Genomic DNA, 16,917 nt, shown 5'->3' with positions numbered 1-16,917 from the left:
AGTGGCCCTCCCCGGCCCGAGCCGGTGCTGCGCTGAGCGTCAGCGGACGTGGTCCACGTCGACGAGGTCGACGCGGACACCACGGCCACCGATGGCACCCACGACGGTACGCAGAGCACGCGCGGTACGACCGTTACGGCCGATCACCTTGCCGAGGTCGTCGGGGTGGACCCGGACCTCCAGCACGCGCCCGCGGCGCAGGTCGCGCGAGGCGACCTGCACATCGTCAGGGTTGTCGACGATGCCCTTCACGAGGTGCTCAAGGGCCTCTTCGAGCATGCTGCTCAGGCCTCGGTCGACTCGGACTCGGCAGCGGCCTCGTCCTTCTTCTCAGCCTTCTTCTTCTGGGTGATCGCCTCACCCTTGCCCTCGTCGTCACCGCCGAGAGCCTCGAACGACGGACGCGTGGCCTTCGGCTCGGCGACGAGCAGCGGCGCGGGAGCCGGCTCGCCCTTGAACTTCTGCCAGTCGCCGGTCTTCTTCAGGATGGCGAGAACGGGCTCGGTCGGCTGCGCGCCGACACCCAGCCAGTACGCCACCCGCTCGGCGTCCACCTCGATGACCGACGGGTTGTAGGTCGGGTGGTACTTGCCGATCTCCTCGATGGCCCGGCCGTCACGGCGGGTACGGGAGTCGGCGACGACGATGCGGTAGTGAGGCGAACGGATCTTGCCCAGACGCTTCAGCTTGATCTTGACTGCCACGGGAGTGGACTCTCCTGGTTTTGACGTGGTTGGGCACGGCGAGTTGCCGCGTGGGGTTGCGGTACCCGAATGCCCGATGGACGCGTCAGCCGGAGGAGAGAGGGGTCCTGTGCGGCTGTCGAGTGCAGCTAGCCATTCTGCCATACCCATCGGGTCACTCTTCGCCACGGGGGTACGGACTGATCCTGGGCATGCCCGAGCGGCACCCGGCGCGGGGGTGAGGTCACGTCGGGTGCGCCGCTCGGCGCCGCGAGGCGCCGACGGCAGCCACGCGGGGACGAGCCCGCGTCCGGCACCCACGAGATGCCGGTACTCGCGGCTCGCGACTACGCCACTCCCACGACCTCCGGGATCCGGAACGGCTTGCCGCAGCCGCCGCACACGATGGGGGCCTGGGCCAGGACCGAGGGCACCACCCGGACGTTGCGGCCGCAGTCGCAGACCGCCTTGACGCGGACGCCGCCGCCGGAGGAGCCGTGGCGCGCCGCCGGGCCGCGGAAGGTGCGTGAGGTGTCGGCGGAGGTGGCTGCCGTGTGGGCCTTCAGGGCGCGCTGGAGGCGTTCGATGGTCGGACGGTAGCGCCGCTTCGCCTCGGGATTGAGCGTGACCAGCGAGAAGCCGCTGCTGGGATGCGGCTCCTCGGGGTGGTCCAGGCCCAGTTCCTCGGCGATGGCCAGGAAGCGGCGGTTGTGGTAGCGGCCGGCGCGGGAGGTGTCGCGGACACCGCGGGCGGCGGCGATGCCGTGGACGGCCTCGTGGAGCAGGCGCTCGAAGGAGAGTTCGTGACCGCACGCGGACGACGACTCCCCGATCAGGGACTCTGGCGCGGCAAGGTCAGGCAGCTCGGGGTGGTACCGCTGAATGTCGGCCCACGCCTGTGCCAGCTCTGCGGCGAGAACAGGTGGTGTCTGTGTCGTGCTCACGTAATGACAACGAGCGTGGGTGCCACTCTGTTCCTATTCCGGGCCATCCCAAATAATTTGCACGTACCCGTCAGTTGCCGCTGATGCGTCCTGACGAGGGCGGGTGCGCTGATCTGCGGAGAAGCCTCACAGCTCGTACCAAGCCGGTGCGTAGTCCGACGTACGACGCGACATGTAAGCGGTGCTGTGGCGGTGGGCGGCGGATGCGCAAGGTGCGTTTCGGTCGCTCTCGCGTGTGGCCGTCACCTCTGTCAGCGTCCGCGCCGATCGTGACGTTACCGGGTGCGTCCGCACCCCTCGTCACCGGCCCGTCCCTCCCGAGAGCGGACACCGTACGGTCGCCCGGGTTGCGTGGATGTGAAATCTCGCCACTTGTGTGCTCAGTCCCCAAGCAGGGCCCCACGACCCCTGGACGGCATCGCGAGCCGGGAGTTACCTGACATAGGTGGAGGGTGCGAGCGATCGGCACGGGGGCCTCGCAATCGGGCACTGCGACGAACTGTCGGCGGATTGGGGCGCTTACCTATGACACCTACGCTCGTGCGGGAGCGCTTGTCTCACGCGGGTTCCGTACCACCCGGCGTGAACCCGTGCGCACGCGCGCGTGACTGGTCCGAGATCCAGGAGCGGATGCTGGTCCCGCTCTACGAGGCCGTCTACGAGCGGCTCGAGGTGGGGCCGGCGACACGGCTGCTGGGCCTGCACTGCGGTTCCGGTCTCGCCCTGCTGATGGCGTCCTCCAGAGGGGCCGCCGTGACCGGCGTCGACTCCTGCCGGGAACTGCTCGCCCTCGCGCGCGAGCGCCTGTCGCCGGACGCCACGCGGGGCACGCGCGCGCGTACGCGTCCGGGCACGGAAACGGCCACGGGCAGAGGAAGTGGCACGGGACCGGGCGCGGGCAGGGAAACGGGCACGAGGCTCGTCGAGGACTTACCGGGCCACGGGGCGGCCGCGGAGACCCCTGCGTACACCCTGATGACCGTCTTCGAGCCGATCGGCTGTCTGGCGGGCGACTCCGAGGGCCTGGGCGGCGTGCTGGCGGGCGCGCTGCCGCTGGCCGCGCGCGGGGCGGCCGTGGTGCTGGCCGGCTGGGGCCCGCCGGAGCGCTGCGCCACCTCCTCCGTGCTGCGGGTGGCGACGAAGCTCGCCGATCCGCTGCGCAGCCCGGGCAGTTGGCGGCCCGCCCGCCGCGACGACCTGGAGGAGGTCGCCCAGCGGGCCGGGCTGAAGCCGGACGGCTCGGGACGGGTGACCTGCCCGTTCGGGTACGCCGATGTCGACAGCGCGGTACGCGGCCTGCTGTCGACCGGACTCTTCGACGCGGCGATCGCGGCCACCGACGGCAAGCAGGTGGACAAGGAGCTGGCGGAGGCGCTGCATCCGTACCGGCGCGCGGACGGGACGGTCTGGATGCCGAACGTCTTCCGCTATCTGATCGCCCGCGTGCCGTAGACGCGCTCCCCGCCCGGTATCGCAGGCCTGTCCCTCTAGGCTTCCGCGTCCTTGGCCAGGCGGGTGACGCCGGCGATCCGGTAGGCGTCCGCCTCCTCCAGCGTCTCGTTCTCCAGCAGCGCCTGTGCCAGTGCGTCCAGCCGGCCGCGGTGGTCGCGCAGCTTCTGGCAGGCCTCCGCGTAGCACTCGTCGACGATCCGGCGCATCTCGGCGTCGATCACGTCGAGGGTCTGCGGGGCGGCCGACAGTCCGTACGCCTGCTGGGCGTCGCTGGGGAGCGCGGAGAGCCGGCCGACACGCTCGCTCATGCCCCAGCGGGCCACCATCCCGCGCGCGATGTTGGTGACCTGCTCGAGGTCGCTCTCGGCGCCGGTGGTGACGACTCCGTAGACGACCTCCTCCGCGGCCATGCCGCCGAGCGCGCCGATGATGCGGCCGCGCAGATAGCCCTCCGAGTGCGCGTACCGCTCCACCTCGGGCGTGGACATGGTCACCCCGAGCGCCCGTCCGCGCGGCACGATGGTGATCTTTCGGACCGGGTCGGCGCCGGTCTGCAGCATGCCGAGCAGGGCGTGGCCGCTCTCGTGGTAAGCGGTGCGGCGGCGGTCCTCCTCGGGCATCACCAGGGTGCGCTCGGCGCCCAGTTGCACCTTCTCCAGTGCCTCGGACAGGTCTGCCCGCGTCACCTGCTCCTGCTTGCCCTTGACCGCGAGCAGCGCGGCCTCGTTGGCGAGATTGGCCAGATCCGCACCCGTCATTCCGGGTGTCACCCGCGCCAGCCGGGCCAGGTCCACATCGTCGGCGAGCGGCATCTCCCGGGTGTGGATCCGCAGGATCGCCTCGCGTCCGCCGCGGTCCGGCGGGGCCACGCTGACCACCCGGTCGAAGCGGCCGGGCCGGGTCAGCGCCGGGTCGAGGATGTCCGCGCGGTTGGTCGCCGCGATGACGATCACGCCCTCGGAGCCGGAGAAGCCGTCCATCTCGGTGAGGATCTGGTTCAGGGTCTGCTCGCGCTCGTCATGGCCGCTCATCGAGGCGCCGCCGCCGCGCACCCGTCCGATGGTGTCGATCTCGTCGATGAAGATGATCGACGGTGCCACCTTGCGGGCCTCGGCGAACAGCTCACGGACCCGGGACGCGCCGACGCCGACGATCATCTCGATGAACTCGGACGCCGAGGCCGAGAAGAACGGCACGCCGGCCTCGCCCGCGACCGCGCGCGCGAGCAGGGTCTTGCCGGTGCCCGGGGATCCCGCGAGCAGGACTCCACGGGGCAGCTTGGCGCCCATCTTGCGGTAGGTGTCGGGGTGCTTGAGGAAGTCGACCACGTCGTCCAGCTCGCCCTTGACCTCGTCGATGCCGGCCACGTCGGCGAACGTGGTGCGCCCGTTGCCGGGCCGCAGCTCGACCGGTTTGGGCGGTGCCTTGCGCCCGAACATGCCGCCCGCGCCGCCCAGCCCCGTGCCGACCCGCCGGGCGATGAAGATCCACACCGCGGCCAGCAGCACGATCGGGATCAGGGAGATCAGCAGGTTGGAGAGGAGTCCGCGCTCCTGTACGACCGGACGTGCCGTCACCGTGATGCCGTGGCTGCTCAGGTTCTGCCACAGCTTGTCGTCGGCGAAGGCGGGCCGCTGTGTCCGGAACTTGGTGTAGTCACCGCCGCCGTCGGGGTTGGCTCGGGGGCTCTTGAGCTGGCCCTGGATCGCGTCGCCCTTGGAGTAGATCTTGGCGACGTTGCCGGCGCCGACCTCCCGGCTGAACTCCGTGTAGGAGATCGTCGGCTCGTTTCCCTGGCCCAGGTAGTTGAGGCCGACGTACGCCAGCAGGAAGACGATCACCGCGGTGACGAGCAGGCCCCACCACTTGCCGCCGCGCAGTCCGCCGCCGGACGGCCGGGGCGTCTCGTCCGGGGTGCCCTCGGCGCGCCACGGCTGGTCAGGGGCCTTGCGGGGTGGCGCCGCATTGCTCATACCTGGACGTTACGGCACCACGCCTGCCTCGGCATGCGCTGAGGGCGCCCCCTGACTCAGGGGGCGCCCTCAGGGATGTACCGGCGGGACTCAGCCCATGAACTTCTTGAACTCGTCCGGCAGCTCGAACTCCTGGCCGCCCTGCTGCGGCAGCCCGAAGGCGCCGCCCTCAGCGGCCGCCGCGCGCCGGGCCGCCTCCTCCTGCTCCTGCTGCTTGCGCTTCATCGGGTTGCCGGAGCGCTGCTTGCCCTTGGCCTTCTTCGGCTGCTTCTTGGTCCGGCCGGGGCCACCGCCCATGCCCGGAATCCCCGGCATGCCCGGCATACCGCCGCCCTGCGCCATGCGGGACATCATCTTGCGGGCCTCGAAGAACCGCTCGACGAGGTTCTTCACCGCGCTGACGTCGACGCCGGAACCCTTGGCGATGCGGGCGCGACGGGAGCCGTTGATGATCGTCGGCTCCTGGCGCTCGACCGGGGTCATCGACTTGATGATCGCGGCGGTGCGGTCGACGTCCCGCTCGTCCAGGTTGTTGATCTGGTCCTTGATCTGGCCCATGCCCGGGAGCATGCCGAGCAGCTTGGAGATGGAGCCCATCTTCCTGACCTGCTCCATCTGGGCCAGGAAGTCGTCCAGGGTGAAGTCCTGGCCCTTCTTCGACGCCAGCTTGGAGGCCATCTTGGCGGCCTCTTCCTGGCTGAAGGTCTTCTCCGCCTGCTCGATCAGGGTGAGCAGGTCACCCAGGTCGAGGATGCGGGAGGCCATCCGGTCCGGGTGGAACGCGTCGAAGTCGTCGAGCTTCTCGCCGTTCGACGCGAACATGATCGGCTTGCCGGTGATCTGCCGGATCGACAGGGCGGCACCACCGCGGGCGTCACCGTCGAGCTTGGAGAGCACCACGCCGTCGAAGCCGACGCCGTCGCTGAAGGCCTCGGCGGTGTTGACGGCGTCCTGACCGATCATCGCGTCGACGACGAACAGGATCTCGTCCGGGGAGACGGCGTCGCGGATGTCCGCGGCCTGCTGCATCATCTCCTGGTCGATACCGAGACGGCCGGCGGTGTCCACGATCACGATGTCGTGGACCTTGGTCCGCGCGTGCTCGATGGAGTCCCTGGCGACCTTGACCGGGTCGCCGACACCGTTGCCCGGCTCCGGGGCGTAGACGGCGATACCGGCGCGCTCGGCGACGACGCTCAGCTGGTTGACGGCGTTCGGGCGCTGGAGGTCGGCGGCGACGAGCAGCGGCGAGTGGCCCTGCTCCTTGAGCCACTTGCCGAGCTTGCCCGCGAGGGTGGTCTTACCGGCACCCTGCAGACCCGCGAGCATGATCACGGTGGGGGGCTGCTTGGCGAAGCGGAGCCGGCGGGTCTCGCCGCCGAGGATGGTCACCAGTTCGTCGTTGACGATCTTGAGGACCTGCTGGGCGGGGTTCAGCGCCTTGGAAACCTCGGCGCCGAGCGCGCGTTCCTTGACGTTCTTGATGAACGACCGGACGACGGGCAGGGCCACGTCGGCTTCGAGAAGTGCGATGCGGATCTCGCGCGCCGTGGCGTCGATGTCCGCTTCGCTCAGTCGGCCTTTCCCACGGAGGTTCTTGAAGGTCGCACTGAGGCGGTCGGAGAGGGTATCGAACACGGCGGCGTCGGTCCTCGGAAGTCGGGGGCGTTCTGGGCTGTCCTCCAGGGTATCCGCCCGGAGGGCGGATATCCCCCGCCCGCCCCACGCAGCGGACGGGAACGGCACCTCACGTCATCCGCGCAACGTCTCCTCCAGCACCTTGGCCGTCGACGCCGCGTCCTCCGGCGGCAGCGGCGCTCCGGTGCCCGTCGTCACGTAGAAGGCGTCGACCGCGTTGGAGCCCAGGGTGCTGACGTGCATGCTGCGCACCCGCACCGCCGCCTTCTCCAGGGCCATCCCGATCCGGAACAGCAGCCCGGGGGCGTCCTGCGCGCGTACCTCGATCACCGTGGCGTGGTGGGATGCCGCCGGGGCCACCGTCACCCGGGGCGGCGGGGCCACCCAGCCGCGGCGGCGCGGGTAGGCCGCGTCCCGCTCGGCGAGGCGGCCGGCGATGTCGAGGGAGCCGTCGAGGGCCCGGACCAGGTCGGCACGCAGCCGGGTGGCCTGCGGCAGGGAGCCGTACTCGGCGGCGACCCGCCAGTTCAGCAGCAGGACCGACGCGTCTTCGACGTCGTGGGGCAGGCGCAGGGCGCGCAGCCCGGCCGTGCGGACGGTCAGCCGGTGCACGGCGAGGACGCCGGCGACCGCCGGCAGCACGCCCGGCTGGTCCGGTACGGCGATGAGCAGTTCGACGCCGAGCGGTTCGGGCTCGCCCTGGGCCTCCTCCTCGGGCGCCGGTTCGGGCTGCGCGCGCAGCGCGAGGACGGGGCTGCCGGTGCGGAAGGCCTCGATGGCGAGGCGTTCCTGCTCGGCGGTGGGCGCGGCGGGCTCGGGTTCCTCGACCGCGTCGCCGGCCAGGACCGCGGCCACGCGCCGCACCAGGTCGGCGACGAGGGAGCCGCGCCAGGAGGACCAGGCGGCGGGGCCGGTCGCGAGCGCGTCGGCCTCGGTGAGGGCGTGCAGCAGTTCCAGGGTGCTCTGGCTGCCGACGGCCTCGGCGACCGAGTGGACGGTGGCGGGGTCGTCCAGGTCGCGCCGGGTGGCCGTCTCGATCAGCAGCAGATGGTGCCGGACGAGCGTGGACAGCACCGTGACGTCGGCGCGGTCGAAGCCGATCCGCATGGCCACGTCCTTGGCGATGATCTCGCCGGCCACGGAGTGGTCGCCGGGCCAGCCCTTGCCGATGTCGTGCAGCAGCGCGGAGACGAGGAGCAGGTCGGGGCGGCTGACGCGGCGGGTCAGCTCGGATGCGCGGACCGCGGTCTCGATCAGATGCCGGTCCACCGTCCAGATGTGGACGGCGTTGCGCTGCGGCCGGCAGCGGACCCGTTCCCAGTCGGGCAGGAGCCGGCTGATCAGGCCCTCCGCCTCCAGTGCCTCCCAGACGTCGATGGTCGGGCGGCCGGAGCCGAGCAGTGTGACCAGTTGTTCGCGGGCCTCGGCGGGCCAGGGCGTGGGCAGCGGGCGTGTGGTGGCGGCCATGCGCCGTACGGCGTGCAGCGAGAGCGGAAGGCCGGCCTGGGCCGCCGCGGCCGCGGCGCGCAGCGGCAGCACGGGGTCGCGTTCGGGGCGTGCGGCGCGGGCGAGCACCACCTCGCCGTCCTGCTCGACCACGCCCTCGGCCAGCGGCGAGCGCTCGGTGACCGGTTTTCCGCCGCCCAGCATGGCGCGTAGGCGCGGACGGACGGCGCGCGAGCGCAGCACGCGCCCCACCTCGCGCCAGGTGACGTCGCTGGCGTACGAGATCACCCGCGCCGCCTCGTACACCTGGCGCAGCAGGGTGTCGGCGTCCAGCAGGCCCAGCCCGGCCGCGACCTGGTCCTGTTCCTGGAGTGCCAGCCGGTCGGTGGCACGGCCGGTGGCCAGGTGCAGGGCGTCCCGGACGTCGAGCAGGTGCCGGCGGGCGTCCGCGAGACCCTCGCGCGGAGCGTCGGCCAGCCAGGAGGCGGCGACGGCGCGCAGGGCGGTGGCGTCCCGGAGGCCGCCGCGGGCCTCCTTGAGATCGGGTTCCAGCAGGTACTGCAGCTCACCCTGCCGTTCGGCGCGCTCGGCGCAGAGTTCCTGCAGCTCGGGGAGGCGTTTGGGGGCCTGGTTGCGCCAGTCGGCCAGGACGGCGGTGCGCAGTCCCGCGGTGAGGCCGAGGTCGCCGGCGAGGTGCCGGGCGTCCAGCAGGCCGAGCTGGACCTTCAGGTCCTCGCCGGCCGTTCTGCGGGCCTCGGCCGGGGTGCGCACCGAGTGGTCGAGGGCGAGGCCGAGATCCCAGACCGGGTACCAGAGGCGGTCGGCCAGGGCGGCGACCGCGCCGGGGTCACCGCCGTCGTGCAGCAGCAGGAGATCGAGGTCGCTGCGCGGGGACAGCTCCCCGCGGCCGTAGCCGCCGACGGCGACGAGCGAGACGCCCCTCAGTCCCCCGGCCGCGGCCGTGAAGAGGCCGGAGAGCCAGTCGTCGGTCAGCTCGGCGAGCGCGGAACGGCGCGGCGGCCCGGACCGCGCCTCCTCGGTGAGGAGGCGCAGCCGGGCCGCCGCGTAGCCGCCGGGTCCCGAGTCGTCCGTCTCTTTGCGCACATTCGTACCCGTCACCCAGCGACTCCTGTCCTAGCGTCGTGTCAGAGCGCGTCCGGGCCGCGCTCGCCGGTGCGGACGCGTACGGCCGTCTCCACCGGCAGCGACCAGACCTTGCCGTCACCGATCTTGCCGGTGCGGGCCGCCTTGACGATGACCTCGACCAGCTGCTCGGCGTCGTCGTCCTCAGCCAGTACCTCGATACGGATCTTCGGAACCAGGTCGACGGTGTACTCGGCACCGCGGTAGACCTCGGTGTGGCCCCGCTGACGACCGTAACCGCTGGCCTCGGTGACCGTCAGTCCGTGGACGCCGAAGGCCTGAAGGGCCTCCTTGATCTCATCCAGCCGGTGTGGCTTGACGACGGCGGTGATGAGCTTCATGCGTCCACCTTCTTGGAGGGCTTGGCGGCCGGGGCCGGACCGGGGGTGGCAGAGCCGATGACACCGCCGCCGGTGCCGCTGAAGTCGTAGGCGCTCTCGGCGTGCTCGGCCTGGTCGATGCCGGAGATCTCCTCGTCCTCGGTGACCCGCATGCCGATCGTCCGGTCGATCAGGAAGGCGAGGACGGCGGAGGCGACCAGAGAGTAGGCGAGGACCGCGAAGACACCGGCGCACTGCTTCCACAGCTGGTCGAAGGAGTGGTCGCCGTAGAAGACGCCGGTGGCGTCGGACTGACCCTTTCCGGTGGCGAAGAAGCCGATGAGCAGCGAGCCGATGATGCCGCCGACCATGTGGACGCCGACGACGTCGAGGGAGTCGTCGTAGCCCCACTTGAACTTCAGGCCGACGGCCGCGGCGCAGGCGACACCGGCGATGACGCCGACGGCGATCGCGCCGAGCGGGGAGACCGCGCCGCCCGACGGGGTGATCGCGACCAGGCCGGCGACCGCGCCGGAGGCGGCGCCCAGCGTGGTGAACGCGCCGTGGCGGATCTTCTCGTAGGCGAGCCAGGCGAGCATGGCGGCGGCGGTGGCGACCTGCGTGTTCACGAACATCAGCGCGCCTACGCCGTCGTCGTTGCCCAGCCAGGAGCCGGCGTTGAACCCGAACCAGCCGAACCACAGCAGACCGGCGCCGAGCATGACCAGCGGAAGGCTGTGCGGTCGCATCGGGTCCCTCTTGAAGCCGACCCGCTTGCCGATGACCAGGATGACGCCGAGGGCCGCGGCACCGGCGTTGATGTGGACCGCGGTACCACCGGCGAAGTCGATCACGCCGAGCTTGTAGGCCCAGCCGTCGGCGCCCCACACCCAGTGGGCGACCGGGACGTAGACGATCGTGGCCCACAGCGCGATGAACAGCGACCAGGCCGAGAACTTGACGCGGTCGGCCAGGGCACCGCTTATCAGGGCCGGCGTGATGATGGCGAACATCATCTGGAAGACCATGAAGACGTAGACCGGGATCGTGTAGCCGTCCCAGAGCTCCGTCAGCCCGATGTTGCTGAGGCCGAGCCAGTCGGCGTTCCACCCGAGCAGGCCGGATCCCGAGCCGAAGGCGAGGGAGAAGCCGTAGAGCACCCAGAGGATGGTGATGATGCCCATGCTGATGAAGCTCATCATCAGCATGTTCAGGGTGCTCTTGACGCGGACCATGCCTCCGTAGAAGAAGGCCAGGCCCGGGGTCATGATCAGCACCAGGGCGGAACAGATGAGCATGAAGCCTGTGTTCGCGGCGGACAACTTGGGTGCCTCCGCGGCAAGCGTGATGGCTGGTGCCATCGGCGTCTCCTCGTCGGTTGGTACGGCCCCGTGCGGGCGGTGCCTGAGCGGTCCGGTCGGGTGAGGGGCGGGCCGGTTATGCGCCATGAGACTGGCGCAGCGCGGTTTCGGCGGAGGCCCCTCGTTGTTTCGCCGGGGTGACGAAGGCGCCCTGCGTGTTACGCGTCGATGAAGAGCGAGATGTCGGGCTGCGGGATCGTTATCGTGGCGCAACCTTCGCGGAAGGAAAAAAACCGGCCGCGGCGGGCCTCTCCGATGACCTGGCGCGGGGGAGCCGAGTCGGGCGGTTCGGGAGGACCGGCCGCGGCCGGCGTATGGGTGTCCTGCGGGGTCAGACGGCCTCTGCGGCCTCCGGCAGGTCCACGGCGAGCTGGTCGGAGAGGTCGACGACGGCGGTGAGGTCGCCGAAGTCGCGCACGGCGGTGTCGACCGTCTTGCGGATCCGGGTGTTCACCCGCTCGGAACGCACCTTCTTGGCGACCCGCATGGCGTCGGAGGCGTACTGGGTGCTCTGCTCGGGCTCGCGCCGCAGCAGGTGCACGGTGGCCATGCCGATCAGGTTCAGCGCGTACGACCGCTGGTGCTCCTGGTCCTTGGCGAACAGCTCCACCGCCCGCTCCATCAGCGGCTGGGCCAGGGAGGCGTAGGTGGGGCTGCGGCCGGCCACGTAGGCGAGATCGCGGTAGGAGTGCGAGTTCTCCGCGAACAGTTCGGCCTCGGAGAAGAAGCGGATCCAGTCGGGGTCCGGCTCGTCCCACTCGTCGGCATCGGCGAAGGTGTCCTCGGCCATGCGGACCGCCCGCTTGCACTTCCCGGGCTGGCCCATATTGGCGTAGGCGCGGGCCTCCATCGCATACAGCATGGCCTGGGTGCGCGGGCCGGCGCAGTCGCGGCTGCCGTACTGGGCGAGATGGATCAGCTCCAGGGCGTCGTCGGGCCGGCCGAGATGGATCATCTGGCGGCTCATGTCGGACAGGACGTAGGAGCCGAGCGGTTTGTCGCCGGCCTCCTTCGCGGCGTGCAGGGCGAGGACGAAGTACTTCTGCGCGGTGGGCTGGAGACCCACGTCGTACGACATCCAGCCCGCGAGTTCGGCGAGTTCGGCGGCGACCTTGAAGAGCTTGCGGCTGGTGGCCTCGGGCTGGGGCTCCTGGAGCAGGTCGGTGACCTCGTGCAGCTGCCCGACGACCGCCTTGCGGCGCAGGCCGCCACCGCACTGGGCGTCCCACTGGCGGAACATCCGCGTGGTGGACTCCAGCAGCTCGAGCTCGGGTTTGGAGAGCCGGCCCGGCCTGCGGGAGTCGAGGGCGGTCTCGGGCTCCGGCGCGTGTGGCGAGGAGGGAGCCGGCACGAGCCAGCGCTGCAGGGGCTCGACCAGGGACGGGCCGGCGGCCAGGGCCAGCGAGGTCCCGAGGAAGCCGCGCCGCGCCAGCATCAGGTCGCTGCGCGAGAACTCGCTGAGCAGGGCCACCGCCTGCGGGCCCGTCCAGGGCAGGTCGACGCCGGACGCGGAGGGTGCCTGGCGGGCGGCGCGCAGGCCGAGGTCCTCGATGGAGACGACGCAGCCGAAGCGCTCGGACAACAGCTCGGAGAGGATCCGCGGGATCGGCTCGCGCGGGTTCTCGCCGTCCAGCCAGCGACGCACCCGCGAGGTGTCCGTGGAGATGTGGTTGGCACCCAACTGGCGTGCCCTGCGGTTCACTTGGCGGGCCAGCTCACCCTTGGACCAGCCGCTGCGCACGAACCACGAACCGAGCAGCTCGTTGGGGCGCTTGTCAGCGTTCGTCCCGCTTCCGCCGTTGCCGCCCACTGGCACGCCCCCATCCCTGAGACCACTTGCCGCCGAGTGCGCCAAGCCCTATCAGAATGCCGGTAAATAGGGCCTCCCGTCCGCCGGTTCTCACCCTTCGAACGAACCGACGGCTTGCCTCCGGCATACCCGCGAGAGCATGTGCCCCCAGGCCTCACACACTCACAGTAATCCCACGATCACCCGTCCAGCCATGGCGAACCTGGAAACGCCACCATTCGCCACCCCTTCGAATGAACTCCCGGTCGGCACAACGCGATTCACTTGACATAGGACGACAGGACGTCGGCGGGGTGATGCACGCGGGGGCGCACGATCCTCCTCACGCCACCCACGACGCTTCGACGCGCCGCCTCGGCCTCACGGAGCGAGCGGAACCGCAGCCGTAGCGTCACGTTCCGCTTCCGTCTCGTTCCGCGTCGTAACCACCGGCGCGCCGGACCCGTTGGAGGGGGCATGGGCTTCACGATCGGCGGTATGCGCGAGATCCGCTCCGGCACGCGTCGGCGCGGCCGTTCGTCGGAGTGCACCGCCGTCGCGGCGTTCACCGGACTGTGGGGCTGGGACGTGGTGCCCGGCGCGCGGGCCGCGGGGGGCGTCTGCTCCTGCGGGCGCGCCGGCTGCCGGGCCCCGGGCGCGCATCCGCTCGGCTTCGCGCCGCCGGTGCCGGCCGGCGCCACGCTCGACGAGGTGACCAGGGCCTGGGCCGGGTTCCCGGGCGCCTCCGTGATGCTCGCGGTCGGCCGTGCGTTCGACGTCATCGAGGTGGCCGAGCCCGCCGGGCGCCGCGCCCTGGTCCGGCTCGAGCGCATGGGCCTCCCGCTCGGCCCGGTCACCGCGACCCCCGACGGACGCGCTCACTTCTTCGTCACCCCGGGCGGCGCCGCCGACCTCCCCCAGCTCCTCTACCGCATGGGCTGGGACGACCCGTCCACGCTGGACCTGCGCGGCCTCGGCCCCGGGACGCACATCACCGCGCCGCCCTCCGACCGGGGCGGCCTCGGCCCGGTGCGCTGGCTGCGCCCGCCCGCGCTGGACTCGGTGACCCGGCTCCCGGCCGCCCGGCTGCTGCTGGGCACGCTGGCCTATGTGGCCCACCGGTCGCGGGCGCGGGCGCGGGCCTGAGCGCCCTGCGCGCGAGGGCCTTCCGCATGAGCGTCGTCCGCGCGACCGCCTCGTGGCGGCGTGCCGGAAAGGGCGAAGCGCCCGCCCCACTGTCCTGGGGGCGGGCGCTTCTTGGATCCGGCGGGTGAACACACCCCGTCGTCAGTCACCGATGAGCGCATCCACGAACGCCTCCGGCTCGAACGGCGCCAGGTCGTCCGCGCCCTCACCGAGGCCGATCAGCTTGACCGGGACGCCCAGCTCGCGCTGGACCGCGACCACGATGCCGCCCTTGGCGGTTCCGTCGAGCTTGGTCAGCACGATGCCGGTGATGTTCACGACCTCGGCGAACACGCGGGCCTGCACCAGACCGTTCTGGCCGGTGGTGGCGTCCAGGACGAGCAGCACCTCGTCCAGCGGCGCGTGCTTCTCGACCACGCGCTTGACCTTGCCCAGCTCGTCCATGAGGCCGGTCTTGGTGTGCAGTCGGCCGGCGGTGTCGATGAGGACCACGTCGACCCCCATCTCCTTGCCCTCCTTGACCGCGTCGAAGGCGACGGAGGCGGGGTCACCGGCCTCGGGGCCGCGCACGGTGTAGGCACCGACGCGCTCGCCCCAGGTCTGGAGCTGGTCGGCGGCGGCGGCCCGGAAGGTGTCGGCGGCGCCCAGCACGACGGTGCGGCCGTCGGCCACGAGCACCCGGGCGAGCTTGCCGGTGGTGGTGGTCTTTCCGGTGCCGTTGACCCCGACGACCATCACGATGCCGGGCTTGCGGTCCTCGGGCTCGGTCCTGACCGAGCGGTCGACCTCGGTGCCGACCAGCTTGAGCAGTTCCTCGCGCAGCAGACTGCGCAGCTCCTGCGGGGTGCGGGTGCCGAGCACCTTCACCCGCTCGCGCAGCCGCTCGACCAGCTCCTGGGTGGGCTGCACACCGACGTCGGCGGTGAGCAGCGTGTCCTCGACCTCCTCCCAGGTGTCCTCGTCGAGGTGCTCGCGGGACAGCAGCGTGAGCAGGCCCTTGCCCAGGGCGTTCTGCGAGCGGGAGAGACGGGTGCGCAGGCGGACCAGCCGCCCCGCGGTGGGCTCCGGGATCTCGATCTCGAAAGCCTCGACGGTGGGCGGCTCCTCGACGACGACCGGGGCGGGGCCGCCGGGAAGATCCACCTCCTCGATCGTCCGGCGCGGTTCGTCGCGCGGGGTCTCGGCCTCTTCGCCGACGTGCGGCTCGGCCGGGGGCGCGGTGATGTCGGGCGTGCTGGGCGGCGGCGGGGGCAGCGGCTTGCGGCGCCGGCTGCCGACGATGAGCCCGCCGAGCGCGCCGAGGACGACCACGGCGATGACTACAGCAAGGATGATGGTTTCCATAACGCGTCCAGTATCGGCCATGGGTACGCCGCCGCCGGGTTCGTGGCTTCCTCCGAGAGACAAAAGCCACTGGAAGGCAGGAGTCGGATCAAAGTACGATGGTATTGACTCCGTCCACGCGCGTAGAGTCCCCGACGTCCCGTCCCCCCACCCCGAGGCACCCTCTTTCATGAGCAAGACAGCCGAGGCCGAAGGCGCTCTCGAGACCCGTGGCATCGAGCAGGTACCCGACCACGAGCGGACCGCGAGAACCCGTGAACTGTTCCCGACCTGGGTCGGCGCCAACATCAGCGTGCTGCTGCTCACCATGGGCGCGAGCCTGGTGGTGGCGTACGGCCTGAACATCTGGCAGGCCCTCGTCGTCGCGGCCGCCGCGCCGGTCGTGGCGTACGGGCTGGTCGGCCTGATCGGCATCGCCGGCAAGCGGGGCGGCGCCCCGGGCATGGCACTGTCGCGCGCGGTGTTCGGCCAGCGCGGCAATCTGCTGCCCGGTTCGCTGATCTGGGTCGCCCGCTGGGGCTGGGAGACGATCAACGCGGTGACCGGCGCGTACGCGATGCTCACCATCGTGGACATCGTGTTCGGCATCAGGGCGAACAGCGTGCTGGACATGGTGATGCTGCTGGCCTTCGTCGTCGCGACCTTCGCGATCTCCGGTCTCGGCATCAACGCCGTGCAGAAGTGCAACAAGTACGCGACCTATGTGTTCGGCGTCTTCTCCGTGCTGGTCCTGGGCTACCTGGCCGTGAACACGGACTGGTCGAAGGTGATGCACCACGGCGCCGGCTCCACGGCCGCCGTGATCACCGGCATCGGGATGATCGCGGCGGGCGGGGTCAGCTGGATCCCGTCCGCGCCGGACTTCACCCGTTACCTGCCGCGCACCGCGTCGTCGAAGGCGATCGTGGGCACGGCGGTGGGCGGCGCCGGGATCGTCGTACTGCCGATGGTGCTGATGGGCGCGGTCATGGCGGTCTCGACTCCGGACCTGGCCTCGGCGGCGGACCCGGTCTCCTTCCTGGGCGAGATCCTGCCGACGTGGATCGCGGTGCCGTACCTGCTCATCGCGCTGATCGGCATGCTGCTGATCAACTCCATGTCGATGTACTCGGCGGGCTTCACCGCGCAGACCCTGGGCTTCAAGGTGCCGCGCCGCTGGGCGGTCTCGGTGAACGCCATGATCTCGCTGATCCTCGGCGGGGTGCTGATGCTGGTGGCGACGAGCTTCATGGGCTCGTTCATCGCCTTCCTCTCCCTGCTGGCGGTCGCCTTCTCGGCCTGGGTGGGCGTGTTCGGCGCGGACATGCTGCGGCGCACGGAGTACGACGGCCGGGCCATGGCCGACACCACGCGCACCAGCGCCTACTGGTACCGGGGCGGCTTCTCCCCCGCCGCGGTGGTGGCCTGGGCGGTCGGTCTCGTCGCGGGCCTGCTGTTCACCACCTCGGACTGGTTCACCGGCCCGCTGGCGAAGAACAACGTCGTCGGCGAGTACGGCCTCGGCTGGGTCGCCACGGTCGTGATCTCCGGGCTGCTGTACGCGGCCCTGCCGAAGCCGGCGGTGGCGCCCCCGACGGAGGCCGGCGAGCCCGCCGCCGGATCCGGCGAGCCCGCCGAGGAGCCCGCGACCGCCGCCGTCTGACCGGGCCCGCCCGCGGGGCCGCGATGGCCTTCTGAC

At 71.3% G+C, this 16,917-nt stretch carries 13 protein-coding genes; 3 read left to right on the top strand and 10 right to left on the bottom strand.

What is annotated here, in order from left to right; translation table 11 throughout:
- Positions 1 to 39: 39 nt before the first annotated feature.
- From ACFVVO_RS25560 to ACFVVO_RS25550, 3 genes are all read right to left on the bottom strand, one after another.
- Positions 40 to 279, bottom strand: coding sequence for an RNA-binding protein (locus ACFVVO_RS25560; RefSeq protein ID WP_005479813.1), 240 nt, complete (start codon positions 277 to 279; stop codon positions 40 to 42).
- A 5-nt stretch (positions 280 to 284) separates the two neighbouring features.
- Positions 285 to 704: a 30S ribosomal protein S16 gene (gene rpsP / locus ACFVVO_RS25555; RefSeq protein WP_061925778.1), complete on the bottom strand. Its 420-nt coding sequence runs from the start codon at positions 702 to 704 to the stop codon at positions 285 to 287.
- 326 nt (positions 705 to 1,030) lie between these two features.
- Complete coding sequence (locus tag ACFVVO_RS25550; RefSeq protein WP_390057916.1) at positions 1,031 to 1,627, bottom strand: hypothetical protein; 597 nt, start codon at positions 1,625 to 1,627, stop codon at positions 1,031 to 1,033.
- Positions 1,628 to 2,152: 525 nt separating this feature from the next.
- Between ACFVVO_RS25550 and ACFVVO_RS25545 the strand changes: the two genes are divergently transcribed.
- Positions 2,153 to 3,079 (top strand): class I SAM-dependent methyltransferase, encoded by a 927-nt coding sequence (locus ACFVVO_RS25545; RefSeq protein WP_390057915.1) that lies wholly within the window; start codon positions 2,153 to 2,155, stop codon positions 3,077 to 3,079.
- 35 nt (positions 3,080 to 3,114) lie between these two features.
- Here ACFVVO_RS25545 and ftsH read toward each other — a convergent pair whose 3' ends face one another.
- From ftsH to ACFVVO_RS25515, 6 genes are all read right to left on the bottom strand, one after another.
- Entirely contained in the window at positions 3,115 to 5,052 is a 1,938-nt protein-coding gene (ftsH, locus tag ACFVVO_RS25540) for an ATP-dependent zinc metalloprotease FtsH (protein WP_390057914.1), read from the bottom strand.
- Between the two features lie 90 nt (positions 5,053 to 5,142).
- On the bottom strand, positions 5,143 to 6,690 hold the full coding sequence (ffh, locus tag ACFVVO_RS25535; RefSeq protein WP_390057913.1) for a signal recognition particle protein: 1,548 nt from the start codon (positions 6,688 to 6,690) through the stop codon (positions 5,143 to 5,145).
- Between the two features lie 114 nt (positions 6,691 to 6,804).
- Positions 6,805 to 9,255: a [protein-PII] uridylyltransferase gene (locus ACFVVO_RS25530; RefSeq protein WP_390057912.1), complete on the bottom strand. Its 2,451-nt coding sequence runs from the start codon at positions 9,253 to 9,255 to the stop codon at positions 6,805 to 6,807.
- Between the two features lie 26 nt (positions 9,256 to 9,281).
- The gene (locus ACFVVO_RS25525) at positions 9,282 to 9,620 is read right to left on the bottom strand and encodes a P-II family nitrogen regulator (protein ID WP_100828472.1); all 339 of its coding nucleotides are present in this window, start codon (positions 9,618 to 9,620) and stop codon (positions 9,282 to 9,284) included.
- Positions 9,617 to 10,960, bottom strand: a complete 1,344-nt coding sequence (locus tag ACFVVO_RS25520; RefSeq protein ID WP_390057911.1) for an ammonium transporter — start codon at positions 10,958 to 10,960, stop codon at positions 9,617 to 9,619. The genes ACFVVO_RS25525 and ACFVVO_RS25520 overlap by 4 nt, the downstream gene beginning before the upstream one ends.
- Before the next feature lie 331 nt (positions 10,961 to 11,291).
- Positions 11,292 to 12,770 carry a hypothetical protein gene (locus ACFVVO_RS25515; protein ID WP_390058019.1) on the bottom strand — a complete coding sequence of 493 codons (1,479 nt, stop codon included), beginning with the start codon at positions 12,768 to 12,770 and terminating at the stop codon, positions 11,292 to 11,294.
- Positions 12,771 to 13,226: 456 nt separating this feature from the next.
- Here ACFVVO_RS25515 and ACFVVO_RS25510 point away from each other — a divergent pair, with 456 nt between their 5' ends.
- Positions 13,227 to 13,895, top strand: a complete 669-nt coding sequence (locus ACFVVO_RS25510; RefSeq protein WP_390057910.1) for a bifunctional DNA primase/polymerase — start codon at positions 13,227 to 13,229, stop codon at positions 13,893 to 13,895.
- Between the two features lie 141 nt (positions 13,896 to 14,036).
- Here ACFVVO_RS25510 and ftsY read toward each other — a convergent pair whose 3' ends face one another.
- Positions 14,037 to 15,239: a signal recognition particle-docking protein FtsY gene (gene ftsY, locus ACFVVO_RS25505; protein WP_390057909.1), complete on the bottom strand. Its 1,203-nt coding sequence runs from the start codon at positions 15,237 to 15,239 to the stop codon at positions 14,037 to 14,039.
- Between the two features lie 169 nt (positions 15,240 to 15,408).
- On the opposite strand from ftsY, the gene ACFVVO_RS25500 reads away from it, so the two are divergent.
- On the top strand, positions 15,409 to 16,881 hold the full coding sequence (locus ACFVVO_RS25500; protein ID WP_390057908.1) for a cytosine permease: 1,473 nt from the start codon (positions 15,409 to 15,411) through the stop codon (positions 16,879 to 16,881).
- The last annotated feature ends 36 nt before the right edge of the window (positions 16,882 to 16,917 follow it).

The sequence above is a fragment of the Streptomyces sp. NPDC058145 genome, assembly GCF_042884245.1.
Classification (GTDB): domain Bacteria; phylum Actinomycetota; class Actinomycetes; order Streptomycetales; family Streptomycetaceae; genus Streptomyces.
The sequence above is the reverse complement of the archived record's forward strand: the minus strand, read 5'-3'. Positions and strand labels throughout refer to the sequence as shown.